Annotated in this window: 17 protein-coding genes; 10 read left to right on the top strand and 7 right to left on the bottom strand. The window is 69.0% G+C overall.

Annotation, left to right across the window (positions count from 1 at the left end; genetic code table 11):
- The 5 genes from AB0L53_RS46830 to AB0L53_RS46810 are packed head-to-tail and all read left to right on the top strand — an operon-like array spanning nucleotide 1 to nucleotide 6596.
- On the top strand, nucleotides 1-1368 hold the full coding sequence (locus AB0L53_RS46830) for an extracellular solute-binding protein (protein WP_364009478.1): 1368 nt from the start codon (nucleotides 1-3) through the stop codon (nucleotides 1366-1368).
- Nucleotides 1368-2249 (top strand): sugar ABC transporter permease, encoded by an 882-nt coding sequence (locus AB0L53_RS46825; protein ID WP_358184488.1) that lies wholly within the window; start codon nucleotides 1368-1370, stop codon nucleotides 2247-2249. Before AB0L53_RS46830 ends, AB0L53_RS46825 begins: the two co-directional genes overlap by 1 nt.
- Nucleotides 2246-3148 carry a carbohydrate ABC transporter permease gene (locus AB0L53_RS46820; RefSeq protein WP_364009474.1) on the top strand — a complete coding sequence of 301 codons (903 nt, stop codon included), beginning with the start codon at nucleotides 2246-2248 and terminating at the stop codon, nucleotides 3146-3148. The genes AB0L53_RS46825 and AB0L53_RS46820 overlap by 4 nt, the downstream gene beginning before the upstream one ends.
- 15 nt (nucleotides 3149-3163) lie before the next feature.
- Nucleotides 3164-5077, top strand: coding sequence for an Ig domain-containing protein (locus tag AB0L53_RS46815; RefSeq protein WP_364009471.1), 1914 nt, complete (start codon nucleotides 3164-3166; stop codon nucleotides 5075-5077).
- 16 nt (nucleotides 5078-5093) lie between these two features.
- Nucleotides 5094-6596 (top strand): Ig domain-containing protein, encoded by a 1503-nt coding sequence (locus AB0L53_RS46810; protein ID WP_364009468.1) that lies wholly within the window; start codon nucleotides 5094-5096, stop codon nucleotides 6594-6596.
- Nucleotides 6597-6641: 45 nt separating this feature from the next.
- Here AB0L53_RS46810 and AB0L53_RS46805 read toward each other — a convergent pair whose 3' ends face one another.
- Together AB0L53_RS46805 and AB0L53_RS46800 are read right to left on the bottom strand one after the other, a co-directional pair.
- Nucleotides 6642-7907, bottom strand: coding sequence for a hypothetical protein (locus AB0L53_RS46805; RefSeq protein WP_364009465.1), 1266 nt, complete (start codon nucleotides 7905-7907; stop codon nucleotides 6642-6644).
- Nucleotides 7904-9295 (bottom strand): glycoside hydrolase family 43 protein, encoded by a 1392-nt coding sequence (locus AB0L53_RS46800; protein WP_364009462.1) that lies wholly within the window; start codon nucleotides 9293-9295, stop codon nucleotides 7904-7906. Before AB0L53_RS46800 ends, AB0L53_RS46805 begins: the two co-directional genes overlap by 4 nt.
- Nucleotides 9296-9510: 215 nt before the next feature.
- On the opposite strand from AB0L53_RS46800, the gene AB0L53_RS46795 reads away from it, so the two are divergent.
- The gene (locus tag AB0L53_RS46795) at nucleotides 9511-10698 is read left to right on the top strand and encodes a cytochrome P450 (protein WP_364009459.1); all 1188 of its coding nucleotides are present in this window, start codon (nucleotides 9511-9513) and stop codon (nucleotides 10696-10698) included.
- Nucleotides 10699-10742: 44 nt separating this feature from the next.
- Complete coding sequence (locus AB0L53_RS46790) at nucleotides 10743-11402, top strand: helix-turn-helix domain-containing protein (RefSeq protein ID WP_364009457.1); 660 nt, start codon at nucleotides 10743-10745, stop codon at nucleotides 11400-11402.
- Nucleotides 11403-11497: 95 nt separating this feature from the next.
- Here AB0L53_RS46790 and AB0L53_RS46785 read toward each other — a convergent pair whose 3' ends face one another.
- The 3 genes from AB0L53_RS46785 to AB0L53_RS46775 form a co-directional block, all read right to left on the bottom strand.
- A complete protein-coding gene (locus tag AB0L53_RS46785; protein ID WP_364009454.1) occupies nucleotides 11498-12601 on the bottom strand; it encodes a LacI family DNA-binding transcriptional regulator in 1104 nt (367 codons plus the stop codon).
- Nucleotides 12598-15465 carry a glycoside hydrolase family 3 C-terminal domain-containing protein gene (locus tag AB0L53_RS46780; protein ID WP_364009451.1) on the bottom strand — a complete coding sequence of 956 codons (2868 nt, stop codon included), beginning with the start codon at nucleotides 15463-15465 and terminating at the stop codon, nucleotides 12598-12600. The genes AB0L53_RS46785 and AB0L53_RS46780 overlap by 4 nt, the downstream gene beginning before the upstream one ends.
- A 161-nt stretch (nucleotides 15466-15626) precedes the next feature.
- Nucleotides 15627-16811 (bottom strand): ROK family transcriptional regulator, encoded by a 1185-nt coding sequence (locus tag AB0L53_RS46775; protein WP_357952772.1) that lies wholly within the window; start codon nucleotides 16809-16811, stop codon nucleotides 15627-15629.
- 294 nt (nucleotides 16812-17105) lie between these two features.
- Between AB0L53_RS46775 and AB0L53_RS46770 the strand changes: the two genes are divergently transcribed.
- From AB0L53_RS46770 to AB0L53_RS46760, 3 genes are read left to right on the top strand one after another with little or no spacing between them, the layout of a single operon-like run.
- On the top strand, nucleotides 17106-18761 hold the full coding sequence (locus AB0L53_RS46770; protein ID WP_364009447.1) for an extracellular solute-binding protein: 1656 nt from the start codon (nucleotides 17106-17108) through the stop codon (nucleotides 18759-18761).
- Nucleotides 18748-19770: an ABC transporter permease subunit gene (locus tag AB0L53_RS46765; RefSeq protein ID WP_364009444.1), complete on the top strand. Its 1023-nt coding sequence runs from the start codon at nucleotides 18748-18750 to the stop codon at nucleotides 19768-19770. The genes AB0L53_RS46770 and AB0L53_RS46765 overlap by 14 nt, the downstream gene beginning before the upstream one ends.
- A gap of 2 nt (nucleotides 19771-19772) precedes the next feature.
- Nucleotides 19773-20663, top strand: coding sequence for a carbohydrate ABC transporter permease (locus AB0L53_RS46760; RefSeq protein WP_364009441.1), 891 nt, complete (start codon nucleotides 19773-19775; stop codon nucleotides 20661-20663).
- Between the two features lie 70 nt (nucleotides 20664-20733).
- Here AB0L53_RS46760 and AB0L53_RS46755 read toward each other — a convergent pair whose 3' ends face one another.
- Together AB0L53_RS46755 and AB0L53_RS46750 are read right to left on the bottom strand one after the other, a co-directional pair.
- A complete protein-coding gene (locus tag AB0L53_RS46755; RefSeq protein WP_364009438.1) occupies nucleotides 20734-23439 on the bottom strand; it encodes a cellulose binding domain-containing protein in 2706 nt (901 codons plus the stop codon).
- Between the two features lie 177 nt (nucleotides 23440-23616).
- Nucleotides 23617-26550, bottom strand: a complete 2934-nt coding sequence (locus tag AB0L53_RS46750) for a glycoside hydrolase family 3 C-terminal domain-containing protein (protein WP_364009435.1) — start codon at nucleotides 26548-26550, stop codon at nucleotides 23617-23619.

Here is a 26550-nt window from a genome sequence, read left to right as displayed (position 1 = left end):
ATGAATAGACGTGACCTCTTCAAGATCGGCGGTCTCGCGGCGCTCGGCGCGGCGGCGGCCGCGTGTGGGAGCGGCGGCGGCGGATCGACCGGCGCCAAGCAACTGCAGTTCATGTACTGGGGCTCCACCTTCGAGCAGAAGGCCGTGGAGAAGATGCTCAGGCAGTTCGAGCAGAAGAAGCCGGGCGTCAAGGTCAAGGCGCTGTTCACCCCCGACGAGTACGACGTCAAGCTCAACACCCTGGTGGCCAGCGGGCGCGTGCCGGACGTCGGCTACGTGCCGATGGCCATGTCGTTCCGCCTGGCCGAGCAGGGCAAGCTGGTCGACCTGTTCCCCTATCTGAAGAAGTATCCGCAGCTGGCCGGCTACCTGCCGGACTCCTACCTCTGGTACGGCCAGGACAAGCTGCACGGCCTGGCCACGGCCAACGAGATCGAGCTGCTCTGGTACAGCAAGCAGGCCATCGCCGACGCCGGCATCGCTCCCCCGCCGGCCGACGCCGCCTCCGCCTGGACCTGGGACCAGCTCGTCCAGAACGCCTACAAGCTCACCGTCGACCAGAACGGCAAGCATCCCGACGAGTCGGGCTTCGACCCCAAGCAGATCAAGCAGTTCGGCCTCTCCAGCAGCATCACCTACGGCGCGGCCTGGTACGGCTTCCTGCGCAGCAACGGCGGCGACTTCGCCGACGAGGCCGGCAAGCGGTGCCTGCTCGACTCGCCCGAGGCGATCAAGGTGTTCCAGAACCTCCAGGACCTCATCTACAAGCACCGGGTCATGCCCGGCCCCGGCCAGCTCGCCGCCACCGGCGACGACGTGCCCGGCACGAACATCCTGCTCAAGACCAAGCGCGTGGCCATGGTGGTCGACGGCCACTGGTCGCTGCTCGACATGAACGAGAGCAAGGTCGACTACGGCATCGGCGTGCTGCCCAAATACGCGGAGCCGTTCACCGCCACCCAGGTGGCGGGCGCGTCGGCGGTGTTCGCCGGGACCAAGCACGTTGAGGAGGCCGTCGAGCTGTTCGCCTTCCACAACGACCCGCGCTACGTCGACCTGTACAAGCAGGGCCTGTGGATGCCGCAGGAGAAGAAGTACTACGAGGACCAGGCCGCCATCGACTCCTGGACCAAGAACGCCGAGCACCCGCCGGAGTTCAGGACCGCGGTCGTCGACTACGCCCGCGACCACGGCGCGCCGGCCTTCGGCAACCGGATCAAGAACATGTCCGTGATCAGCTCCGACGTGCTCACTCCCGCCCTCCAGGAGATCGAGTCCGGCAAACGGCCCGCGGCGGAGATACTCAAGGCCGCGGCGCCCAAGATCACCGGGATGCTGCAGGGCTGGCAGCACACGCAGGCGCTCTGATGCGCAGGTTCGAGACGCGGTGGGGCATCCTCATGGCGTTGCCGGCCATCCTCGGGTTCGCCATCTTCACCATCGGCCCGATGGTCGCCTCGTTCTTCTTCAGCCTGACCGACTGGCAGATCGGCGGCAGCCCGTCGTTCGTCGGCCTGGACAACTACAGCAGGATGGTCGACGACGAGCTGTTCTGGAAGTCGCTGAGCGCCACGACGTACTACACGCTCGGCGCGGTGCCGCTCACGCTGATCGTCAGCTTCGCGGTCGCCATGCTGCTCAACCAGAAGGCGCGCGGCCTGTCGCTCTGGCGGACGATCTTCTACCTGCCGACGCTGGTCCCGGCGATCGCCAACGTGGTGCTCTGGATCTGGATCTTCAATCCCGACTTCGGGCTGCTCAACTCGCTGCTGCGCCAGGCCGGGCTGCCGACCTCGCAGTGGGTCTACAGCGAGGAGATGGCGATCCCGTCGCTGATCATCATGAGCACGTGGGGCTTCGGCAACACCATGGTGATCTTCCTGGCCGGGCTGCAGGGCGTGCCGCGCCACCTGTACGAGGCGGTGTCGATCGACGGGGGCGGCCCGTTGCGCCGCTTCTGGCACGTGACGCTGCCGATGATGACGCCCACCATCTTCTACAACCTGGTGGTGGGCGTGGTCGGCACCTTCCAGGTGTTCAACCAGGCGTACGTGATGACCGAGGGCGGGCCCAACCACGCCACGCTCTTCTACGTCTACTACCTCTTCCGCAAGGCCTTCACCGAGAGCGAGATGGGCTACGCCAGCGCGCTCGCCTGGGTGCTTTTCATGATCATCATGGTGGTGACGTTCCTGATGTTCCGCAACGCCCGCCGCTGGGTCTACTACGAGATGGCAGGTGCCCGATGACCACGCTGGCGGCGCGGGAGAGGACCCGCGCGAAGGGCGTGGCGCCGACCCAGGGCCTGCGGCGGCCGCGCAGGTACGGCAGGGCGCTGCTGTACGTGGCGCTGGCCGCAGGCGCGATCCCGACGCTGCTGCCGTTCGTCTGGCTGGTACGCAGCGCGCTGATGAACGACAGCCAGATGTTCGTCGCGCCGCCGGAGTGGATCCCGCGCCCGTTCCAGTGGTCGAACTTCAGCGAGGCGCTCACCGCCCAGCCGTTCGGCCTCTACCTGGTCAACACGGTGATCATCGCGGTGATCTGTGTGCTCGGCACGGTGTTCACCTGCTCGGTGGCCGCCTTCAGCTTCTCCCGGCTGCGGTGGAAGGGGCGCAACGTCGTCTTCGCGCTGCTGCTGACCGGCGTCATGCTGCCGTACGCGGTGACGATCATCCCGACGTTCGTCATGTGGCAGGAGCTGGGCGCGCTGAACACCTTCGTCCCGCTCACCGTGCCCGCCTGGTTCGCCGGGGCGGGCGGCGGGGTGTTCAACGTGTTCCTGCTGCGGCAGTTCTTCCTGACGATCCCCTTCGAGCTCGACGAGGCCGCCTACATCGACGGGGCCTCGCCGTGGCGGGTGTACTGGACGATCGTCATGCCGCTGTCCAAGCCGGCCATCATCGTGGTCACCATCTTCACCTTCATCGGCACCTGGAACGACTTCCTCGGCCCGCTGCTCTACCTGCAGGACGAGGAGAAGTACACGCTCTCGCTCGGGCTGGCCTCGTTCCAGAGCATCTTCATCACGCAGTGGGGCTACCTGATGGCGGCCTCGGCGGCCGTCATCGTGCCCATCGTGGCCCTGTTCTTCTTCCTCCAGCGCTACTTCATCGAGGGAGTCACGCTCACCGGCATCAAGAACTGAAAGGTGTGTCACATCATGAAGCGATTAACCGTCGCGCTCCTGCTGCTGAGCTCCTTGTTCGTCGGAGTGCAGCCCGCCCACGCCCTGTCCGCCGCCCAGGTCGTCGACATGTTCGGCAGAACGGTCAACACCTACGGCGTCAAGCTCGTCGACTGGGAGGGGTACCTGGCCAACCCGTACATCCAGCTGACCGTCAAACCCCCGCAGGACGCCCAGTTCCCCGTCACGATCGACCTCAAGGCCGAGGGCACCTCCCGGTTGATGATGGACCTGCCCAGCCAGCTGACCGCGACGGGCGCCACCAAGACGCTGACGTTCGCGAACGCGTCGGAGCAGAAGACGTTCAAGCTGGAGATCGCCTCCAAGCGCGGCGCGGGCCAGGACGAGATGCACACGCTGAAGCTGGCGATCAGGGACGGCAGCGGCGCGACGTTCCAGCAGTCGATGCCGATCAGGGTCCAGCAGGACGAGAAGACCGCCCTGCAGCCGACGATCCCGATCAACTTCGACTACCGCTTCGACACGGTCACCGGTTACTTCTCCGACCCGGCCTTCAGGACCGCCGCCGAGGAGGCCGTCAAGGACTGGTTCAGGTTCTTCGACGTGACGCCCTTCGACACGGTGGCGGCCGGGGCGGAGAACAACCACCTGCCGGGCAACGACTGGCAGAACGAGATCACCGTCACCAACAACGCCGCCTACAACGGCATGTACGTCTTCTTCAGGGGAATCCAGTCGCCCTACTCGACCGGCTACCCCGCCGCCAACGGCAAGTACTTCACCAGGAACGGCCAGCAGGTCGCGGGCCCGCTCCACCGCTCCACCGCGATGATCTTCGAGTACGACGAGGCGAACAAGCAGCTGTTCACCTCCCTGGCCGACGAGGACTGGTACAAGACGGACATCGCCGGCTCGGTCCTCGACGTGGAGGGCCTGGTCATGCATGAGTACGGCCACGCCGTCGCCTACCACAGCGACTGGGCCGGGATGCGCTCCTACGTCAGCGGCGGCGGCAACGACCCGGACGTCGTCGACTACATGGGCTACGCCGTGCCACTCGACAGCAGTTACCACATCCCCGGCGACCAGCGTAACTGGGACCGGCTGAGCGGGCAGAGCGGCGGCTGGACGCACTACTTCCCGACCCGCAGGTGGATGCTCACCAAGCTCGCCCTGCTGGTGGCCGAGAACGCGGGCTGGAAGCTGAACCGCAACCTCACCCCCTTCCTCAAGCCCGCCATCACCACCACCTCCCTGCCGCAGGCGACGCCCGGCCAGAGCTACCAGCAGACGCTCGCCGCCAAGGGCGGGGTGCCGTTCTACGACTGGCAGGTCACCAGCGGCTCGCTGCCCGCCGGGCTCAGCCTCGACCGGTTCACCGGCGCGATCAGCGGCACGCCCACGACGGCCGGGACCTCGACCTTCACCGTGCAACTGCGTGACTACGACAGCAGGAGCACTCCGGTGACCAAGTCGTTCCAGCTCCAGGTCGGCGGCGGCGGTCCCACGCCTGTCAACCTGGCCACGAGCGCGACGCCGTCCGCGTCGTACACCTCGCCCTGGGAGAGCATCGCGGCGATCAATGACGGCATCGACCCGCCGAGCTCCAACGACACCGTCAACCGGCGCTGGGGCACCTGGCCCAACACCGGCGCGCAGTGGGCCGAGCTGACCTGGCCGGCCGCGCAGACGATCCGGTCGGCGGACGTGTACTTCTTCGACGACAACGACGGCGTGCGCCTGCCGACCTCCTGGAAGCTGCAGTACTGGAACGGCACCGCGTACGTCGACATCCCGGGCACCTACCCGACCGCGCTCAACGCCTACAACCACGTGACGTTCACCGGTGTGAACACCACCAAGCTCAGGGTCGCGCTCCAGAGCGGCCAGGCATCCGTCGGACTGCTGGAAGTGAAGGCATTCGCTTGAGAAGAAAGAACGCTTAGTGAAAAGAATCGGCGTTGTAACCGTCCTGGCCGGGCTCGTGGGCGCGCTCTCCGTGCCCACGCCCGGCCTGGCGGCCCGCCAGGCGGCCCCGGCCCTGGACGTGTTCGACATCTTCTACCGCAACGTCAACGACCATGGCGTCCGGCTCGTGGACTGGCAGGGCTACCTGGCCAACCCGTACATCGAGCTGACGGTGCGGGCACCGAAGGTGGCGGGCATCGCCTACCCGCTGACCGTCGACCTCAAGGCCGAGGGCACCTCCAGGCTGATGCTCAACATGCCGAGCGAGCTCACCGCGACCGGCGCGACCAAGTCCTTCACGCTCACCGGCCCGGCCGACCGCGAGGTCGTCCGGCTGGCCATCCACTCCAAGCAGGACCCCGGTCAGGACGAGCGGCACAAGTGGGTCATGAAGACCACCGACGCGACCGGCGCCACGATCACCCAGACGATGCCGATCACGGTCCAGCAGGACGAGAAGACCGCCCTGCGGCCGACGATCCCCATCGACTTCGACTACCGCTACGACACGATCACCCGTTACTTCTCCGACCCGGGCGTGCGCAAGGCCGCCGAGACGGCGGTCCGGAACTGGTTCGCCTTCTTCGACCTCAAGCCGTTCGACACCGTCCCCGCCGGGGACGAGGTCAACAAGCTGCCGGGCGACGACTGGCAGAACGAGGTCGAGGCCACCAACGCCAAGCCGTACAACGGCATGTACGTCTTCTTCCGCGGCATCCAGACGCCCTACTCGACCGGCTACCCGACCATCAACGGCAAGTTCCACACCCAGAACGGCAAGCCCACCCCCTACCACCGCTCGACCAGCATGATCCTTGAGTACGACGAGCAGCTGATGAAGCTGGTCAGCTCGCTGGCCGACGAGGACTGGTACAAGACCGACCTCGGCCAGGTCATCGACGTGCACGGCCTGGTCATGCACGAGTACGGCCACGCCGTCGCCTTCCACAGCGATTGGGAGGGCATGGCGAAGTACGTCGAGAGCAAGGGCAGGGACGACCAGGAGGTCATCGACTACCAGGGCTACCCGGTCCCGCTCGACACGAGCTATCACGTGCCCGGTGACGAGCCGTACTGGGACCGGCTCAGCGGCCAGAGCGGCGGCTGGCGCCACATCTTCCCGACCAGGCAGTGGGAGCTGACCAAGCTGACGCTGCTGATCGCGGAGAACGCCGGCTGGAAGCTGAACAAGAAGCTGACCCCCTTCCTCAAGCCCTCGATCGAGACCGCCTCGGTCAAGGCCGGCAAGGCGGGCGCCGCCTACGACCAGCGGCTCCAGGCCAAGGGGGGCGTGCCCTTCTACGACTGGCAGGTCACCGGCGGCGCGCTGCCCGAAGGGCTGGCCCTCGACCGGTTCACCGGCGCGATCACCGGCAAGCCCGCCGCGGCGGGCACCTTCTCCTTCACCGTGCAGCTCAGGGATTACGACAAGCTCAGCACGCCCATCACCCGCGACTACAAGCTCACCGTCAACGCGTGAATAGGGCGGCGGCCTCGCGTGGCCGCCGCCCTACTTCACGGAGGTTCAGCGCCCGTAACGGCTCTTCAGATGCCGCCACCAGTCGCGGAGCATCCAGGCGTCGAAGTCGGTGATCGAGGTCGCGCTGCCGGCCTTCATCAGGAAGCAGCACACCCCGGTCGGAGTCCAGTCGTAGAAGTCATCCAGACCGAACGAATGGCCCATCTCGTGCAGCAGGATGTGCACGTTGTCGGTGTTGAGGTTGCTCATGTAGTACTCGCTGCCGATGCGCTGGCCCCAGTCACCGCCCGCGCCACCGCCGAAGCCCGCGGTGAGCCACAGCGACATGTCGTAGTGGTGGGACGCGCCGCCGGGACAGTTCGGGTAATTGCCGCTCTGGTTGAAGAAGCGCCCGCACGGCTCGGCGCACTGCGGCGCGTTCTCGCGGATGTTGTTGACGTAGATGTCGACCGAGTTGTCGCTCCACTGGAGCTGGGCGCGGTCGCGCACGGCCCAGCCGACGACCTTGACCGGCACGTTGGTGTAGGGCCAGTTGTTGTGCCCGGCCATCACGTCCATCCACTTCTTGAACTGCCTGGCCAGCGTCGCGTGGATCTGGTCACGCTGGGCGGCGGTCACCGTGGCGGAGCTGTCCCAGCGCACGCAGTAGTTGATCGAGCCGCCGTTGGCCATGACCTGGTCCCAGCCGTAGTTGCGGAAGCCGTACAGGTCGGGATAGGTGCTCTCGACGTGCGACCAGACCTCGTTGAGCGGCGTGACCAGGTTGGCGGGCGGGTTCCAGGTGCTCGGGCTGCCGCCGCCGCCCGGGTCGTTGGTGAACGCCTTGACCTCCAGCAGCCCGACCGAGCCCTGGCCGCTCTGCAGGAGTACGCGCAGCCGCGTGGTGCTCACCTGGCCGAACGTCACCTTGTTGTAGGTGTTGAGCGCCGTGGGGTAGCCGGTCGCGTTCGGCACGTCGTTGTAGGCGCTGCCGGTCCAGTACTGCAGCTTCCACGAGGCGGGGACGCGCACGCCGCCGTTGTCGTCGAAGAAGTACACCTGGGCGACCCTGAGCGTCTGTGCCTGGGCCCAGGTCAGCTCGGCCCACTGCTGGCCGGTGTTGGGCCAGGTGCCCCAGCGGCGGTTGACGGTGTCGTTGGAGCTCGGCGGGTCGATGTTGTCGTTGATCGCCGCGACGCTCTCCCAGGAGGAGGTGTACGACGCGCTCGGGGTCGCCGTCGTGGCCAGGTTGACCTCGGCGGCCACGGCGGGACCGGCGGGGACGAGGAAGAAGCCGAGTAACAGGATCGGGAGGAATGCCATGCGTTTCATCGCGGTACCTGCCATTCGAGGACGCCGGTCGAGAAGCCGGTCTTCGAGGTGACGCTCAGCCGGAGCCTGGTCGTCGAGACCGCCGTGAACGTCGTGGTGTTGAAGGTGTTGGCTGCCACTCCGCAGGCCGACTGTCCGGGCACGTCCACGTACGCGCTGCCGTTCCAGTACTGGACCTTGCACGAGGCGGGCAGGTCGATGCCTTGGTCATCGTCGAACCAGTAGACGCCGACCCGGTTGACGGTCTGCGCGGACGGCCACTGGTACTCCAGCCACTCGGTGCCCTGGTGGTTCCAGTTGCCGTAGGCGCCGTGGCTGTGGTCGGCCGAGTTGGCCGGGGTGAAGCCGTCGTTGACCGCGCCCAGGGTCTCCCACGGCGAGACGTAGGAGGTGGAGGCCGTCGCGCTGAGCGCCAGGTTGCCGGGGTTGGCGGGACCCGTCGTCTGCACGACCTTCTGCATGGTGCCGTCGGCGTTCCAGTAGAGCTTGTCGAGCGTCACCGAGCGGCGGAAGTTGCCGCCTCCCGGGCTGCCCGCGTTGTGGTAGACCATGTACCACTGGCCCTTGAACTCGATGATCGCCGGGTGGTTGGTGGTCGAGGAGACCTGGTCGAGCACCACTCCCCTATGCGTCCACGGTCCCAGCGGGTTGCTCGCGGTGGCGTAGCGGATGCACGCGTAGCCGGGCGCGGAGCAGGCCGAGTCGTTGGCGGAGTAGGCCAGGTAGTAGGTGCCGTTGCGCTTGAACATCCAGGGCGCCTCCCAGAAGTTCGACACGCCGCTCGGGGTGACCACGCCGCCGTCGAGGTTGATCATGTCGGGCTTGAGCTTGGCGGCGCGCAGGCCGTAGTAGGAGCCCCAGTAGATGTAGGCCTGACCGTCGTCGTCGGTGAAGACGGTCGGGTCGATGTTGAGCGGCGAGGAGTTGGGGGTGCTGTCGCTGATCAGCGGGCCGCCCTTGGCGTCGTGGAAGGGGCCGAGCGGGCTGTCGCCGACCGCCACGCCGATGTCCATCCAGCCGGCGCCGTTGCCGTTGACGGGGGCGTACCAGTAGTACTTGCCGTTGCGCGGCTCGACCTCGCCCGCCCACGCGTCGGCGCCCGCCCATGGGAAGTCTGAAAGTTTCAGCTTCGCGCCCTGGTCCGTCCAGGTCGTCGCGTCGCCGGAAGTGAAGACGTGCCAGTCCCGCATGACGAAGTTCGTGCCACCGGCGGGCGCCTCGTCGTGCCCCGTGTAGAGGTACATCGTGTCGCCGACCACCAGCGCGGCCGGGTCGGCGGTATAGATGGAGGTGGTGATCGGCGCGGCGGCGGGCGCCGGGGCTGCGGAGATGAGCACCAGGCCGGCGGCGGCCGCCACGGCCATGGTCATGGATTTCAGACGTCTCATGTCAGGGCACTCCTCGTCTGAGCTAGCGATTGCTTGGTTAGCGCTAACATTTTCGATCCCGGATCTGTGCGGTCGGCGGGGCGTTGTCGAGTGTTAGCGATACCACCAAGGTCGTCAAGGCCCAATGTTTACCGCGATGGTCTTGCGACTAATCGATAGGTTGCTATCGTTTCTTGTCAGGGTATTTCGTGAAGACCGGTCATTCTGGGGGATGTATGAGCGACATCTCAACACTGCCTCTTTACATGCGGCGGACGGAGTTCAATCCCGCCACCGAGCTGGCGGAGCTGCGGGAGAAGGAAGGGATCACTCGCGTCACCACGTCGTTCGGCGTCGAGGCCTGGCTGGTGACCCGCTACGCCGACACGCGCGCGGTGCTGGGCGACGCCGAGCGGTTCAGCAACGCCCGCCAGACCATCTTCCAGCCGCCGGGCGCAACGGAGGAGGAGCTCAAGGTGCTCCGCGCCGGCAACCTGCTCTCCTTCGACCCGCCCGAGCACAGCCGGCTGCGCCGGTTCCTGACGCCGGAGTTCACCATCCGCCGGATGAAGCGGCTGGAACCGCGGATCAAGGACATCGTCGAGGAGCACCTCGACGCCATGGAACGCGCGGGCTCACCCGTCGACCTGGTGTCGTCGTTCGCGCTGCCCATCCCGTCGCTGGTGATCTGCGAGCTGCTGGGCGTGCCGTACGCCCACCGCGCGGACTTCCAGCGCAGGACCGGCCGGCTGCTCGATGTGTCGCTGCCCATGGAGGAGCGTCTCAAGCTGCAGCAGGAGTCGCGCGCGTACATGACCGAGCTGGTCGAGGGCATCCAGGCCGACCCCGGCGAAGAACTGCTGGGCATGCTCGTACGCGAGCACGGCGACGACCTGACCACGAACGAGCTGATCGGCATCGGCAACCTCCTGCTGATCGCCGGGCACGAGACCACCTCCAACATGCTCGGCCTGGGCACGCTGGCCCTGCTCCGGCAGCCGGACCAGCTGGACCTGCTCAAGAAGGAGCCCGAGCGGATCGAGGCCACCGTTGAGGAGCTGATGCGCTGGCTCAGCATTCTCCATGCCAGCATCGGCAGGGTGTGCACCACGGAAACCGAGGTGGCCGGTCAGATGATCCAGCCCGGCGACCTGGTGATGTGCTCGCTGCCCCTCGCCAACCGCGACCCCGCCTTCATGGACGAGGCCGACGAGCTGGACATCACCCGCGGCGCGCCCGGCCACCTCGCCTTCGGCCACGGCGTGCACCACTGCCTGGGCGCGCCGCTGGCCCGGATGGAGATGCGGATCGCCTTCCAGGCCCTCTTCCAGCGCTTCCCCGGACTGCGTACGGTCGCGCCCATCGCGGACTTCCGCTCCTTCCACGTCGTGTACGGGCTGGCCTCGCTCGAGGTGGCCTGGTAACGCTGCCGTGGAGTGACCGCGTGGATGCTGCTAGCGTTCGGCATGTGCCAGAGCAGCGACGTCGTGCGGACGCACTGCGTAACTCCGACAGGATCGTCAGGGCGGCGATCACCGCCCTGCACGAGTCGGGCACGGCCGTCCCGCTGGAGGAGATCGCCCGCCGCGCCGGAGTCGGCATCGCCACCGTCTACCGGCGCTTCGGCGACCGCGACGGCGTGATCCTGGCCTGCTTCGAGACCTACTTCGCCGAGGAGATCGAGCCGGTCCTCCAGGCCGCCCGCGTGGCCGCCGACCCCAGGCAGGGGCTGGCCGACGCGCTGACGGCCGTGGTCGACACGCTGTCCGGTCACCGGGCGCTCCTGTCGGCCGCGAAGGAGGCCGGGGCGTTCACGATCGGCATCGCCGAGCGGTTCATGGGACCGCTCGGCGACGTACTGACCGCCGCTCGGGAGCGCGGGCTGGTCCGCGACGACCTGCTGGTCCGCGACCTGGCGGCGATCGTGGTGATGGCGCTGGCGACGACCCTGCACTACGGGGCCGACTCCGACGACCGCGCCGACCGGCGGCGCTACCTGGCGCTCCTCCTCGACGGCACCCGCCCGTCGGCCGTCCCGCTCCCCCGGCCGTCCGCCGTCGACCTCTTCGCCCGCGAGTCGACGGACCGCTGCCCGGCCAAGGGCGCCACACGCCACCACCGCCGCTGACCCGAGGGCCTGGCCGGACGCTTCGCGTGGGAGCCAGGTGCCCTCGCGTACGTCGGCGTGAGACCAGCTATGCGGTCACGTGCTCGCGCGGACCGTCACGTGCTCGCGCGGACCGTCAGACGGGGGACCAGCAGGGTCGCTGGCGGCACCGGGCGGCCCGCGAGCTTGTCCATCAGCAGCCCGACGGCCTCCCTGCCGACCTCCTCGGCCGGGATCAGCACCGAGGTGAGCCGGGCGGGCTCGGCCACGTCGTCCGGGCAGATCGCCACCACGGCGAGGTCCTGCGGCACCTTGCGGCCCAATTGCCGCAGCGAGCTCAGCACGTGGTTGACGGCCGCCTCGTTGTGCACGACCAGTCCCGACAGACCGGGCCGGGCCGCCAGCAGCCCGCTCACGGTGGCGTGGACCTCCTCGAAGCTCTCCTCGCACGGCAGGGCCGTACCGTCGAGCCCGTGCTCGGCCAGGGCGGCGGTGAAGCCTTCGAGCGTACGGCGGGCGAAGCCGGTCCCCCGCTCGTAGACCACCGCCGGCGCGCCGAGCAGGACCACCTCGTGGTGCCCGCGCTCGGCCAGGTGCGCCACGCACAGCGCCCCGGCGGCGGCGAAGTCGAGGTCGACACAGGTCACCCCGGCGGCGTCGGCGGGGAAGCCGATCAGCACGCTGGGCTCGGCGAGCCGGCGCAGCAGCGGGACCCTGGGGTCGTCGAGCTCGACGTCCATCAGCACCAGGCCGTCGACCAGCGCGCTGGCCGCGGCCCGGCGCAGCCCGTCGAGGCCCTCGTCGGCCGTCATGAGCAGCACGTCGTGGTCGAAGTTGCGGGCCGCGGTGACCACCGAGGTGGCGAAGCGCATCAGCACCGGCACATGCATGCCGGCCCGCAGGGGCAGCACCAGCGCGATCACGTTGGCCCGCTTGCTGGCCAACGCCCTGGCGCCGGCGTTGGGGTGGTAGCCGAGCGTCCGCACGCTGTCGAGCACCCGCCGCCGGGTGTCGGCCGAGATCGCCCGCTTACCGCTGAGCACATAGGAGACCGTGCTCACCGCCACACCCGCGTGCCGCGCCACCTCGACGATGGTGACCGCCCTACCGGTCGCGTGCCCGTCCTCAGCACGCGCCTCCTCAGCGCGCGCGCCCGCCACTCCCCCGTCCGCCGCGTGCCCGTCCACCGGGTGGCCGTCCGTTATGTGGCGTTCCGTCATGTGGTGGTCCGTCCGGTGCCGGCGTGGTCTCGGTCCATGCGGCCTCTGCCCGTTCGTCCTCGGTCGGCGCGTACGGCGCCGGGCGATCGGGGGGCGGCCCGACCCGTGCCGGTCAGTTCCAGCCTGCCCAGCGTGATGCCCACGTTCTCGAACACGACATAAAGATCGTGCACCCCCGAGGCTTCCGCAAGCTCGCCCGAGGACGCCGCCGGAGCGTAGCGCCCGGCCGGCGGCACGGGGATGGCACCCAGTGTGGGGCCGTGGAGGAGGTCGTCCAGCCGGAGCGTGACGACCCCGCCCTCGGTGCTCGCGGCCTCGATCAGGCACGACGCGGCCCCGGTGAGCTCGACGTCGCGGAACAGGATCCACGCCCCCTCGGCCTCGGAGCGCACCGCGTCGCCCGACACCTTGGCCGCGTCGACGAAGGCGATCGCGTCGTAGGCGTCGTGGTCCGCCGCGGCCAGGGCGCCGCACCGGGGCGGGATGGTCTCGCCCTCGACGTGGAAGGCGGCGCTCAGCCGCAGGTCGGTCGCGCTGCGGCCGACCATGAGCTGGTGCGGCGCGTCCTCGACGGCGAAGGCGCCGCGCGTCACGTCCCAGAAGGCCAGGTCTCGCACGGGGAAGGTGAGCGTGACGGCCCGGCTCTCACCGGGCGCCAGCCGTACCCGCTCGAAGCCCCGCAACCGGCGCAGCGGCTGCTTGACCCGGGAACGCCGCTGGTGGGTGTAGAACTGCACGACCTCGGTGCCGGCCCGCGAACCGGTGTTGGCGACCGTGACCGTGGCGGTGACGGTCCCCCCGTCGACCGCGGCTGTGAGGCCCGAGTAGTCGTAGGTGGTGTAGCCGAGGCCGTGGCCGAAGGGGTACAGCGGAGTGCCCCGGTAATAGAGATAGGTGGCATCCGTGGCGATGATGTCGTAGTCGAGCAGGTCGGGCAGCTCGCTGGCCGAGCGGTACCAGGTCTGGGTGAGCCGCCCCTGCGGGTCGGCGTCGCCGAACAGCACGTCGGCCAGCGCGTGGCCGTACTCCTGGCCGCCGTGCGAGGACCACAGCACCGCGGGCACGTCCGGGTCCGACCAGGTGACGGGGTAGCCGCTGGTGATCACCATGACCGTGCGCGGGTTGGCCGCCCGTACCGCCCGGACGACCGCGTCCTGGGCGGGGGCCAGGGCCAGGTCCGTACGGTCCTCGGTCTCGCGGCCGTTGACCAGCGGATGGTCGCCCACCACCACGACCGCCACGTCCGCGGTGGCCGCCAGTGCGGCCGCCGCCGCGGCGCCGCTCTCGACGACCTCCACCGTCAGCCACGTGGCGGCGTCGGCGTCGTCCACCAGCCTGAAGACCCCGTCGGGGGACAGGCCGATGTAGCGGCCCGTGGAGATGTGGCGCAGGACGACGGCGCCGCGGGTGCGTTGCTCCAGCCGGAAGGTCTGGCGCACCTCCCAGCCGTTCGGGCCGGGCTGGTCGTTGACCAGGACGCCGTCGTCGTCCACGGACAGGAAGCGGCCGGTGGCGACCGCGCGGAAGGCGAAGGCCCCGCCGCCCCAGTCGAACAGGTCGAAGCGGCCACCCGACGTCCCGATGCCCAGGGGTCCGCCGTCGAGCCCGGCCACCACCGGGCCCGCGTCGGCGGTCAGCGTGACGCGGTCGACGGCCTCGCAGAAGACCGTCTCGCAGCGCTCGGCCAGACCGGCGCGGGCGGTCACCTCGTACGGCAGCGTGCCGCTGTACCAGTCCTCCAGCAGGGTGTCGCCGAGCTGGCCGAGCACCGCGATCCGGCGGCAGGCGGCCGGCGCCAGGGGCAGCAGGCCGTCGTTCTTCAGCAGCACGATCGAGCGGGCGGCCGCCTCGCGGGCCAGCGCCTGGTGCTCGGGGCAGTTGACGACCGCCTCGGTGATGTCGTCGTACGGCGTGGCGGGGTCGAACTCGCCGAGCCGGAAGCGGATCGACAGCGTGTGGCGTACGGCGGTGTCGAGGTCGGCCTCGGTCACCAGGCCGCGTTCCAGCGCCTCACGCAGGTGGCCGAGAGTGGCTTCGGCCCGGTCGTCGTCCTGGGTGAAGCTGTCGAGCCCGGCCCGTACGGCGTGCGCGTACGCCTCGGCCGGGTCGTCGTAGTACCCCTGCAGCCCGGTGAGGTTGCCGGGGGCGTAGGCGTCGCTGACCACGAGGAGGTCGTCCGGCGCCCAGGCCCGCAGCACCTGCCCGATCAGCGGGCTGAGGTGCGCCGGGCGGCCGTTGACCAGGTTGTAGGAGGGCATGACCGCGACGGCGGCGCCGCTCTCCAGGGCGGGCCGGTAGGCGGGCAGCTCGTACTCGTGCAGGACTCGCGGCGGCAGGTTGCTGGAGGTGACGCAGCGGTAGGTCTCGTTGTTGTAGCCGAGGAAGTGCTTGAGGGTGGGCGCGGTCCGCATCACGGGAGCGCTCCCACGAAGCCCGCGCGCGTAGGCCGTGGCCATGACGCCGGTCAGCAACGGATCTTCGGAGTAGCCCTCCTCGTTGCGGCCCCAGCGCGGATCGCGCAGCAGGTTGACCACGGGAGCCCACACGTTGCGCCCGGCGCCCGACGGGTCCTTGTGGTGGAAGGCCAGGACCTCCTCGCCCGCCGCCTCCCCCACCCTGCGGACCAGCTCCGGGTCCCAGGTCGAGGCCAGCCCCACGGCCTGCGGGAACACCGTCGCCGGACCCAGCCAGGCCAGGCCGTGCAGGGCCTCGGTGCCCGTGCGGAAGGCGCCCACGCCGAGCCGCTCGACCGGCGCCTGGTACTGGTGGAGCAGTGCGAGCTTCTCGGTCACGGTCAGCCGGGCCTGCAGATCGGCGATCCGCTCGGCGAGGGGGAGGTCCGGGTCGCGGAACGGTTCGTTCATGGAGCCACCTTCTGAGAGCGTCGAAACGCTTCGACTAGCGGGGGGAGCGCGCTTCGGGTCTCTGTCGAAGCGCTTCGATAGCCGGTCCAGAAAAACCCCGCCCGTTACACGAGTGTTTCGAACGGAGTTCTTCTGAAGGGTGCACGCGTGTGCGAGCGGGGTCAAGAGATTCGCGGCAATCTTCCTGAATCGATGGAGTCGAGCACCCGGGCGGCTCCACCGAGCGCGGCCGCGTCGTAGCCGAGGGACGAGATCACCACCTGGCAGCCGCCGGCCTCCGGCGCGATGGTGCGCTCGCGTACCTCGGCCTCCACGGCGGGCAGCAGCCAGGGCGCCAGCGGCACGTAGTAGCCCCCGAGGATCACCACCTGGGGGTTGAGCAGGTTGGCCAGGATGGCCACTCCGCGGCCGAGGTCGCGGCCCACGCCGCGGAGCAGGCCCAGGGTGTGGGCGTCGCCCGCGCGGGCCCGCCGGACGACCTCCTCGATCTCCAGCTCCACCTCGACCGGCGAGGGCGAGACGTGCTCCAGGACCGCGCCGATGCCGGCCACCGCTTCCAGGCAGCCGGTCCGGCCGCACCGGCACTCCGGCCCCAGCGGGTCGATCTGGATGTGGCCGATCTCGCCGCTGTAGCCGCGCCCGCCCCGGCGCAGCCGCCCGTCCAGGATCACGCCGGCGCCCACGCCCATCTCGCCGGTGAGGTAGACCAGGTCGGTGACCGCCCCATGGGGGCCGAACCGGTGCTCGGCCAGGGCGCCGAGGTTGGCGTCGTTGTCGGCCTGGATGGGGAAGCCGGGGTCGCGCAGCGCCTTGGCGAGGTCGCCGCTGACGTCGGTGTCGAGCCAGCCCAGGTTGGGCGCGACCCGCACGACGCCCTGCCCGTCGACCAGGCCCGGCACGGCCACGGTCAGGCCGAGGATCTGTTTGTCCTCCTTGGCCATGCGGTTGACCACCCGCCTGACGATCGCGGCGACGGCGGCCACCGAGCCGGGGAAGGCTCGCCGCCAGGACAGCAACCGCTCCCCCGCCAGGTCGACGGCGACGGCCGTCACGTAGTCGACGTTGATCTCCAGCCCGATCGCCGCGTACGGCGAGCCGTCCAGCACCAGCATCGTGGCCGGCCTCCCCACCCGGTTCTCGGTCAGGCCGGTCTCCCGGACGAGCCGCCTGTCGATCAGGTCGGCGACCAGGCTCGACACGGTCGCCTTGTTCAGGCCCGTGGAGGCCGCGATGTCGGCCCGCGAGCAGGGCGCGTGCTCGCGGACGAAACGCAGCACGACGGCCAGGTTGGTGGCCCGCACGTCGGCGAAGTCGGCCGGCTGCGGGTCGGTCGATGAGGTGATCAAAGTCTGTCCCGTCCGTCAGGCCGTCGCGGGTGGTCATGCCGCCATACCAGTGTGCGCTGTCCCCCAGTGTTCCCCTGCCGTCGCCGAGAGCCGCGCGGGCCCCCAGGAACGGCGGGGAGGGAGCCGTCAGCGAATCTCATATCACTCCCGACATCAATCTGTGACCGGTGCCACACCTTGTGGTCAGCATCGCCTCGGGTTTAGTTTGTTTGGTCATTAGACGAACTAATTCTAGCCCGTAGACCTCCCCTTCCGACACCCCTCACCATGCTCCGACCAACGAAGGGAGCCGTCGTGACACCGTCGATGACTCGCCGAGGATTTCTCGGCCTGGCCGGTCTGACCACCCTCGCCGCCTGCTCCGCCCCGACCGGGACCCGGCCCGGCTCGAGCGGCGCGACCGCGGCCGCCGCGGACAAACTGACCCAGCTCACGCCGGCGTACGTCGAGTTCGCCGGCGTCAAGCCCGACCTGGCCGGCACGGTCTCCAACCTGCCGGGCGTGCCGGGCATCGCCGGCGGCTTCACCACCTACCCGGCCGCCCCCACCGCGGCGCTCACCCAGAAGGCGGGCAAGGGCGGCACCTACAAGGCGATGACCCCGCTGTGGGGCCCGCCGCCGCCCGGGTTGCCGGGCAACACCTACTTCCAGGCGGTCAACGCCGACATCGGCGCGACGGTCGAGTTCCAGATCGCCGACGGCAACACCTACGCCGACAAGGCGATCGCCCGGCTGGCCTCCGGCGACCTGCCCGACATCTTCGCCCTGCCGAGCTGGGAGATCGACAAGATGGCGGACTTCAACACCGCCGTGGACAAGGCGTTCGAGGACCTCACGCCGTATCTGCAGGGCGACAAGGTGAAGCCGTACGCGCTGCTGGCCAACCTGCCGACCGCCGCGTGGGAGTGGTCGGTGTGGAACGGCAAGCTGATGGCCATCCCCTATCCCACCGAGCCCTTCCCGTTCTGCCTGCTCTACCGCAAGGACCTGTTCGACAAGAACGGCTGGAACCAGAACCCCAAGACCGCCGACGAGCTCTACCAGCTCGGCAAGACGATCACCGACGCGAAGGCCAAGCGCTGGGCGTTCGGCGACATCCACGAGATGGCCTGGACCATCTTCGGCGTCCCGCAGGACTGGCGCTACGCCGGCGGCAAGCTGACGCACAAGTACGAGACGCCGGAGTTCGAGGAGATGCTCGCGTGGATGCGCAGGCTCTTCACCGAGGAGCTCATCCATCCGAGCATCGCCGGCAGCAAGGGCGCCAACGAGAAGGACCTGATCGGCGCGGGCCAGATCACCATCTACCGGGACGGCATCGGCGCCTGGAAGGAACTGCTCCAGCAGCACACCGGCAAGAACCCCGACTTCGCGCTGGGCGTCTTCCCGCTGTTCGCGCATGACGGCGGCACGCCGATCATGTATCACAACAACGCGGCGGGCATGTTCACCTTCATCAAGAAGGGGCTGCCGAAGGAGAAGATGGAGGAGATCCTGTCCATCCTCAACTGGTGCGCCGCCCCGTACGGGACCAGGGAGTACGAGCTCTCCAACTTCGGGATCAAGGGCAAGCACTTCACCCTCGACGCCAAGGGCATCCCGCAGAGCACCGACCTGGGCCGCAAGGAGGTCGCCTACACCTACGGCTTCCTGGGCGGCCGTCCCCTCTACGTGGACTGGCCTTTCCCGGAGGCGGCCAAGGCCAACATCGACTGGCAGAACGCCTCCTTCAAGTACATCGAGAAGACGCCGTTCGACGGGATCAGGATCCAGCGGCCGTCGAAGTACTCGGGCCTGCAGGTGCCCACCGAGGACAAGTTCACCGACATCATGCGCGGCCGCCGCCCGGTAAGTGACGCCAAGCAGATCGCGGCGGAGTGGCGGCGCGACGGCGGCGACGAGGCGCGCGAGTTCTACATGAAAGTCCTTCGGGACAATGGCCGCGCCTGACCACATCGCGGTCGAGCGGGCAACGGACGCCGGGCCGGCGGGAGACCTGCCCTCTCCCGCCGGCCCGGGCATCACCCGGACACGGGTCCGGATCAAGCAGGGCTCGCTGCGGGCCCGGTTCCGGCGCGACTGGCAGCTGCTGCTCATGACCGTGCCGGCGATCGGGCTGCTGCTCCTGTTCCACTACGTGCCGCTGCTCGGCAACGTGATCGCCTTCCAGGACTACTCCCCCTACGTCGGCGTCAAGGACAGCCCGTGGGTGGGGATGTCGAACTTCCAGTGGCTGATGTTCGACCAGAGCTTCTGGGACGCGACGATCAACACGCTGTCGATCACCACGTTCCAGCTGATCTTCTACTTCCCGCTGCCGATCCTGCTGGCCATCCTGCTCGACAGCGTCGTACGGCCCCGCCTGCGGCTGTTCATCCAGGGCATCGTGTACATGCCGCACTTCTTCTCCTGGGTCCTGGTCGTCACCCTGTTCCAGCAGATGTTCGGCGGCGCGGGACTGCTCGCGCAGATCCTGCGCGACCATGGCTTCGCGGGCGTGGACATCATGACAAATCCGGACACGTTTATTCTGCTGGTCACCGCGGAGACGGTCTGGAAGGACGCCGGCTGGGGGACGATCATCTTCCTGGCGGCGCTGGCGGCCATCAACCCCCACCTCTACGAGGCCGCCGCCGTGGACGGCGCCTCCCGCTGGCGGCGGCTGTGGCACATCACGCTGCCCGGCCTGCGCCCGGTGTTCGTGCTGCTGCTGATCCTGCGGCTGGGCGACGCGCTCAACGTCGGCTTCGAGCAGTTCTTCCTGCAGCGCGACGCCGTCGGCCGCGACGCCGCCGAGGTGCTCGACACGTTCATGTACTGGCGCACGCTGCTGACCGGCGAGTGGAGCTACGGCGCGGCGGCGGGCCTGGTCAAGGGCGTGGCCGGGCTGATCCTCATCCTCATTGCCAACAAGGTCGCCCACCGTTTCGGCGAGCAGGGAATCTACAAACGATCATGACTATGCCTGTCTGGGCCGAGCGGCCCACCCGGTTCGGCGCGAGCGTCAAGGGGCTGGTGCTGGCCCTCATCGTGGCCGCCGTGCTGTTCCCGATCTACATGGTCGTGCTGACCAGCCTGTCCACGCAGGAGGCGGTGTCGAAGGCGGGTGGCCTGGTCACCGTGCCGGGCGAGCTGTCCTTCGCCGCCTACGAGCAGCTGTTCGCGGGCGGGGTGGTGACCCGGTCGATCGGGGTGAGCCTCGGGGTGACCGCCGTCGGGACCCTGCTGAGCCTCGCGGTCACCGTCCTGGCGGCCTACGGGCTGTCGCGGCCCGGCTCGCTGCTGCACCGGCCGATGCTGTTCCTCGTGCTGCTGACCTTCCTGTTCGGGCCGGGCATGATCCCGAGTTATCTGCTGGTCAGCTCGCTGGGGCTGATCGACTCGTACTGGGCGCTGATCCTGCCGACCGCCGTCACCGCGTTCAACCTGGTCGTCATGCGGGCCTTCTTCATGAACATCCCGGAGGAGGTCACCGACAGCGCGCGGATCGACGGGGCGAGCGAGTTCCGCATCCTGTGGCGGATCGTACTGCCCATGTCCAAGGGCGTCACGGCGGTGATCGGGCTGTTCTACGCGGTCGGCTACTGGAACGCCTTCTTCAACGCCACCCTCTACCTCAACGACAGCACCAAGTGGCCGCTGCAGGTGGTCCTGCGGCAGTTCGTGCTTCAGGGGCAGTCGATGTTCGTCGGGCAGACGGGCGACACCGCGGTCGGCGGGCACGCGCTGCCGCCGAGCCTGGCTATCCAGATGGCCATCGTGACGCTGGCGCTGATCCCGGTGCTGGTGATCTACCCGTTCGTGCAGAAGCACTTCACGAAGGGCGTCATCATCGGCGCCGTCAAGGGCTGACGAAGGACCGCCAAGGGCCGTCAAGGGCTGACCGAGGGAGGGGCCACTCCCTCGGTCAGTCCTTCTGTCGTCAGGCGGGGGTGCAGGTAACCGTGGCGGGCGGGTCGTTGCTGCTCGTCCAGTTGCCGGTGAAGCCGAACGTGGTGCTCGCGCCCGGATCCAGCGCGCCGTTGTAGCTGACGTTGGTGACCTTGACGGCGGCGCCGGTCTGGGTGTGGGCGCCGTTCCAGAGCTGGGTGATGGTCTGGCCGCCCGGGAAGGTCCAGCCGACCGTCCACCCGGTGATGGCGACGGTGCCGGAGTTCTTCACCGTCACCCCGGCCTGGAAGCCGCCCTGCCACTGACCGGTGGACGCGTAGGTCGCCGCGCACGCCTTGCCCGGAACCGGCGTCGGCGTGGGCGTCGGGGTGGGAGTGGGGGTCGGGGTGGGCGTCGGAGTCGGGGTGGGGGTCGGGGTGGGGGTCGGGTTGGGGCCGGTACGGTCGCCGTAGATGATGCCGCGGCCGTTGGTGCCGAGGTAGACGCGGCCGTACACGCGGGGGTCACCGGTGAGCGCCTCGCCCATGTTGGCGTACTGGTGCCGGTCGTCGTTGATCCGCACCCACGAGGCGCCCGCGTCGTCGGAGCGGAACAACCCGTGCACGCCGTCGATCTGGCCCACCAGGTAGATCGCCATGTACGAGCCGCCGGGAGCCGCCTTGCCGAAGCCGACGTTCTCGGCCGCGGTGACGTTGCCGAGCTTGGTGAAGGTGGCGCCGGAGTCGGTCGAGCGCCACAGGCCGTAGGTGCCCGCGGGGTCGTACTTGCCGGTCGACGGGGCGCCGCCGACGAGCCAGATGTGGCCCTCCTTGCCGGGTACGACCTTGAACTTGACGGTGGCGGTGCCGGTGGGCAGCCCGGTGGCGGCGGACTGGGTGAAGGTGGCGCCCGCGTTGGTGCTGACGTAGAACTTGCCGCCGGAGTAGCCGTAGAACTTGTTTGGGTTGACCCGGTCTGAGCGCACTTGCGCCTGGGCCGGGATGCCGGTGGAGGCGGTCCACGAGCTGCCCGAGTCCGTCGAGCGGCTCACCGCCCCTCCGGTCGGCGACCACACCGTCGTGCCGGCGTTGGCCGAGATCGCGACGCTGCCGCCCTGGGTGACCCCGCCCGGCTCGCTGCTGGCCTGCCACCAGTTGGCGCCGCCGTTGGAGGAGAACCCGATGCGGGTCACCCCGGCCGTGTCGTTGTCGCCGGCGCGGACCATGTTCGACGGGCTGAGCTCGGCGTAGTCCATGCTCCGGGTGGTGACGAGGTTGGGCTGGGTGTACATCATCGGCGGCACGGCGTCGAGGTTGCTGTGCACGAAGCCGCCGATGTCGCCGACCGCCGAGAGCAGGGGCGCCCCGGTCGGCGGGCTGATCAGGTCGAGGACCGCGGTCTCCTCCAGCCCCTCGATGAACGGCTTGATCGTGATCTTGCCGCCGGCGGCGTCCCACTGCTTGAGGTTGGAGGTGCCGTAGATGGTGGCGCCGGTGCCGTACAGCAGCCGGTTGGAGTCGAACGGGTCGATCTCCATCGCCTCGGTCATCCAGCCGAGCTTGGGCGTGATCTCGGGGGGCTGCGGGTTGCCCATGGCCAGCCACGGATGGGAGGAGACGTCCTGGGTGTAGCGGAAGGTCCGGTTGGGGTAGCCGTTCCAGTCCCAGATCCGCGTCCAGGTGGCGCCGCTGTCGGTGCTGCGGAACATGATGTTGTCCGGCCACCACGACACCTGGCTGGCGACCATGATCGTGCTCGGGTTCTGGCGGTCGATGGTCATGCCGCTGAAGCCGTAGTAGCGGTCGGCGTCGGGGGTCGGGGTGATCTCTGTCCAGGTGCCGGTGGCGGTGGCGTAGCGCCACACCTCGCCGTCCTCGCCCACGTACGGCCCGCCGGTGTTGCCGGTGGCCAGGTAGAGGTAGCCGTTGACGGGGTCGAGCACGCCCTTGTGCGGGATGTAGCCGGTCGGCTGACCGGCCACCCGGCTCCAGGTCGCGCCGCCGTCGGTGGAGCGGTAGACGTTGTTGTCCTTGTCCGCCACCCCGGCGTAGATCGTCTTGGTGGCGGTGCCGGCCGAACCGGTGCGCGGGTCGAAGGTGATCCAGGGGATGCCCTGGGTCATCGTGTTGTAGTTGTTCTGGGTGTCGTTCGGGTCCTGGGCGAAGTTGCCGACGTTCGGGAAGCTCGTGACCTTGGCCCAGGTGACGCCGTAGTCGGTGCTCTTCCACAGGCCGTTCTTGTTGGCGGTGCCGTAGAAGAGGATGTTGTTCTTGTTCGGGTCGATGACCAGGCGCTCGCCCATGCCGCGGCCCGGCATGTTGCCGAAGCCCTTGAACGGCAGCTCGGTGGCGGCCCAGGTGTTGCCCCGGTCGGTGGAGCGCAGGATGGCGCCGTTGTTGGCGTCCCAGTCGTTGGTGTACATGCCGGTGGCGACGTAGACCCGGTTCGGGTCGACGGGGTCGGTGGCGACGCTGACGCCGCCGACCCAGCTCCATTTGTCCCAGCCGATGCCGTCGAGCAGCGGCGTCCACTTGGTCTTGTCCCAGCGGTAGACGCCACCGATGTCGGTCCGGGCGTAGATGAGGTCCTTCTCCTTCTGGTTGAAGACGATGCCGGGGACGAAGCCGCCGCCGCCGATCTTCACTCCCTTGAAGGCGTACGGATCCGCGGCGACGGCGCCGACCGGCGCCATCCGCACCACCACCATCGCCACGACGACGACGGCCACCGCGAGCAGGCTGAACAACCTTCTTCGCATGAGCGGTTTCCCTCTCCGGGGCCAAGCGCCCCACAGCAGCAGATGACCGCCATGCACGACCGGGTACAGGACCCTGCCGTCGCCGCTCCAGCGCACATGGTCGCGAGGTCCCCGAACCCTCACTCAGAGGCTCACACAGCCTCCGAGTGAGGTCAATAGTTTGGTTATTAACCAAACTTACTTGGTGAGGGTCAGGTCCTTGATCCGCAGGTCGCCCTTGAAGACCAGGTAGAGGTCCCGGATCCCGCCGGCGCCGGACAGCGTCGCGGACGCGGTGCCGTACTGGTAGATCCCGCCGGTGGCCGGGACCGCGACGGTGGCCAGCAGCGCGCCCGACGGGGAGCCCGCGCGAACCTCGAAGGAGCCGCCCGCCACCGAGGACACGCCCGCGGTGATGCCGGTGAGCCCGCCACGCAGGTCGGCGTCGGCGAACTTCAGCCAGTCGCCCGTGACCGCCCCGATCGCTTCGCCGCTCGCCTTCGAGGTGTCGACCAGGTCCACGCCGGAGTAGTCGTCGAAGTCGATCGCCCGGGTGCTCCTGGTCAGGTCGCGGGGCGGGATCCGCTCGCCGCTCACCTGGAGGGTCGCGCGCTGCCTGATGGCCGAGGAGGAGCCGCCGACCAGGACGTCGTGGGTGGCCGTCTCCACGGTCCACTTGCCGCGGGTGACGTCCCACAGGGCCAGGTCGGCCTTCTTGACGGTCAGCTTCACCGTACGGCTCTCGCCGGGGCGCAGCGTGAGGCGGGTGAAGCCGCGCAGCTGCTTGACCGGCTGGGTGACGCGCGAGCTCTGCTGGTGGGTGTAGAGCTGGACGACCTCGTCACCGGCCCGCGACCCGGTGTTGGTGACCTTGACGGTGACGTCGTAGGAGTCGCCGCGCGGGGTCACCTTCAGGCCCCGGTAGCCGAAGGTGGTGTAGCTGAGGCCGTGGCCGAAGGCGTAGCGCGGGTCGCCCCGGTGATAGAGGTAGGTCATCCCGGTCTTGGTGAGGTCGTAGTCCAGGATGTCCGGCAGGTCGTCGGAGCGATACCACGTCTGGGTGAGCCGGCCCGCCGGGTTGCGGTCGCCGAAGAGCACGTCGGCCACGGCGTGCCCGGTCTCGGCGCCCGCGTGGGTGGTCCAGAGCAGGGCCGGGGTGTCCACGTTCATCGTGGTCGGGTAGCTGTCCTCCAGGACGACCACGGTGTTGGGGTTGGCCGCCCGGACGGCCTTGATCAGCTCCTGCTGGCCCTGGCCGAGCGCGAGGCTGGAGCGGTCGTGGTTCTCGCGGCCGTAGACGAACGGGTTGCTGCCGACCACGACCACCGCCGCGTCGGCGCCCTTGGCCGCCGCCGCCGCGGTCTTGGCGCCGCTCTGGACGACCTCCCTGGCGAAGTGCGCCGCGGCGGCCTTCGTCCCGGTGCCGAGCGTGCCGTCCGCGCCGACGGTCACGTAGTGCTCGGGGAAGGGCCACCAGCCCTCGTTGACCTCGTAGCCGACGTACTGGATCAGGTACGTGCCGTCCGCCTGAGCCTCCAGCCGGAACTGCTGCTGGACGAACCAGCCGCCCGGGACGTCGGAGTTGGTGACGTACGGCCCGAAGTTGCCGGTCAGCAGCTTGCCGTTGCCCACGTTGCGCAGGGTCGAGACGTCGCCGGTCCAGTCGGTCTGGTCCCAGGTCGAGGCGCCGCCGGGCGCGGTGTCGGAGACGACGACGCTCTGGCCCGTGGTGCCGGTCGCGGTGACGTACTTGCCGCTGGCCAGGTCCTTGAGCGCGATCCGGTCGAGCGCGTCGGCGCCGGTCACGGCCGCCCTCGCGCCGAGCCGCTCCTTGATGCCGGCCAGCGGGGTCACCTGGTACGGCATGGTGCCGCCGTACCAGTCGCTGAAGAGAGTGTCCTGCAACGGCCCGAGCACCGCGACCTTCTTCAGGCCAGGCGAGAGCGGCAGCGTCTTGCCGGAGTTCTCCAGCAGGACCATCGCCTCGCCCGCGGTCTGCCGGTTGAGCCGCTGGTTCGCCGCCGAGTTGATCACATCCTTGGTGATCTTCGCGTACGGTCCGCCGTCGGGGTCGAGCTGGCCGAGCCGGATCCTGATCGACAGCACGTGCCGCACGGCCCGGTCGATGTCGGCCTCGGTGATCAGCCCTTGGGAGAGGGCGGACTTGATGTTCGCGGTCATGAGGGAGGGGTCGTCGTTGTTGACCGTGAAGCTGTCCAGGCCCGCCTTGAGCGTCGCGGCGACGGCCTCGGGCTTGGTGTCGTAGTAGTGCTCGTACTCCTGCAGCGCGTCCGGCGCCCAGGCGTCGCTCACGTTGTAGAGGTCCTTGGCCGTCCACGAGCGGACGACCGCGTCGAGGTCGGGGTTGACGGTGTTCGGCCGTCCGTTGACCAGGTTGTAGGAGGCCATCACGCCGGTGGCGGCGTCGTTGGAGATGGCCGGCTTGAACGCGGCCTCGTCGTACTCGTGCTTGATCCTCGGCCGCAGGTTGGAGGAGGTCAGGCCGCGCAGATACTCGTTGTTGTTGGCCAGGTAGTGCTTGAGCACCGGCGCGGTCTTGAGGTAGACGGGGTCGTCGCCGGACAGGCCCTTGCCATAGGCGGTGGAGATGGCGCCGGTCAGCAGCGGGTCCTCCGAGTAGCCTTCCTCGTTGCGGCCCCAGCGCGGGTCGCGCAGCAGGTTGACCACCGGCGCCCACACCTGGGTGCCCCACAGGACCGGGTCGATGGCGTTGTAGCCGCGCACCTCGTCGCCCACGGCCGAGCCGACCCGCTTGATCAGCTCCGGGTCCCAGGTGCTGGCCAGGCCGACGGCCTGCGGGAAGACGGTGCCGCTGGCCAGCTTCTGGTTCCAGGCGTCGTTGTGGTCGTTGGACCAGGCGACGCCGTGCAGCGCCTCGGTCCCGGCCTTGAAGTACGGCAGGCCGAGCCTGGGGATCGCCGGCTGCGACTGGTGCAGCAGCGAGATCTTCTCGTCGAGGGTGAGCCGGCCCAGGAGGTCGCCGACGCGCTGGTCGAGCGGCACGGCCGGGTCCTGGTACGGCAGGGTCGCCGCGGCATGGACGGGCACGGCGTTGACGGGCGCCGCGCCCATGGTGACCGCTAATAGGGCGGCCGCCAGGAATCGCTTCAT

The sequence above is a fragment of the Nonomuraea sp. NPDC052129 genome (assembly GCF_040680095.1).
In the GTDB taxonomy this organism is placed as follows: domain Bacteria; phylum Actinomycetota; class Actinomycetes; order Streptosporangiales; family Streptosporangiaceae; genus Nonomuraea.
This window is presented reverse-complemented; position numbering and strand designations above follow the sequence as displayed.

Coding starts and splice junctions, on each gene's coding strand:
- AB0L53_RS46830 (WP_364009478.1), top strand. CDS start 1: ATGAATAGACGTGACCTCTTCAAGATCGGCGGTCTCGCGGCGCTCGGC.
- AB0L53_RS46825 (WP_358184488.1), top strand. CDS start 1,368: ATGCGCAGGTTCGAGACGCGGTGGGGCATCCTCATGGCGTTGCCGGCC.
- AB0L53_RS46820 (WP_364009474.1), top strand. CDS start 2,246: ATGACCACGCTGGCGGCGCGGGAGAGGACCCGCGCGAAGGGCGTGGCG.
- AB0L53_RS46815 (WP_364009471.1), top strand. CDS start 3,164: ATGAAGCGATTAACCGTCGCGCTCCTGCTGCTGAGCTCCTTGTTCGTC.
- AB0L53_RS46805 (WP_364009465.1), bottom strand. CDS start 7,907: ATGAAACGCATGGCATTCCTCCCGATCCTGTTACTCGGCTTCTTCCTC.
- AB0L53_RS46800 (WP_364009462.1), bottom strand. CDS start 9,295: ATGAGACGTCTGAAATCCATGACCATGGCCGTGGCGGCCGCCGCCGGC.
- AB0L53_RS46795 (WP_364009459.1), top strand. CDS start 9,511: ATGAGCGACATCTCAACACTGCCTCTTTACATGCGGCGGACGGAGTTC.
- AB0L53_RS46785 (WP_364009454.1), bottom strand. CDS start 12,601: ATGACGGAACGCCACATAACGGACGGCCACCCGGTGGACGGGCACGCG.
- AB0L53_RS46780 (WP_364009451.1), bottom strand. CDS start 15,465: ATGAACGAACCGTTCCGCGACCCGGACCTCCCCCTCGCCGAGCGGATC.
- AB0L53_RS46765 (WP_364009444.1), top strand. CDS start 18,748: ATGGCCGCGCCTGACCACATCGCGGTCGAGCGGGCAACGGACGCCGGG.
- AB0L53_RS46760 (WP_364009441.1), top strand. CDS start 19,773: ATGCCTGTCTGGGCCGAGCGGCCCACCCGGTTCGGCGCGAGCGTCAAG.
- AB0L53_RS46755 (WP_364009438.1), bottom strand. CDS start 23,439: ATGCGAAGAAGGTTGTTCAGCCTGCTCGCGGTGGCCGTCGTCGTCGTG.
- AB0L53_RS46750 (WP_364009435.1), bottom strand. CDS start 26,550: ATGAAGCGATTCCTGGCGGCCGCCCTATTAGCGGTCACCATGGGCGCG.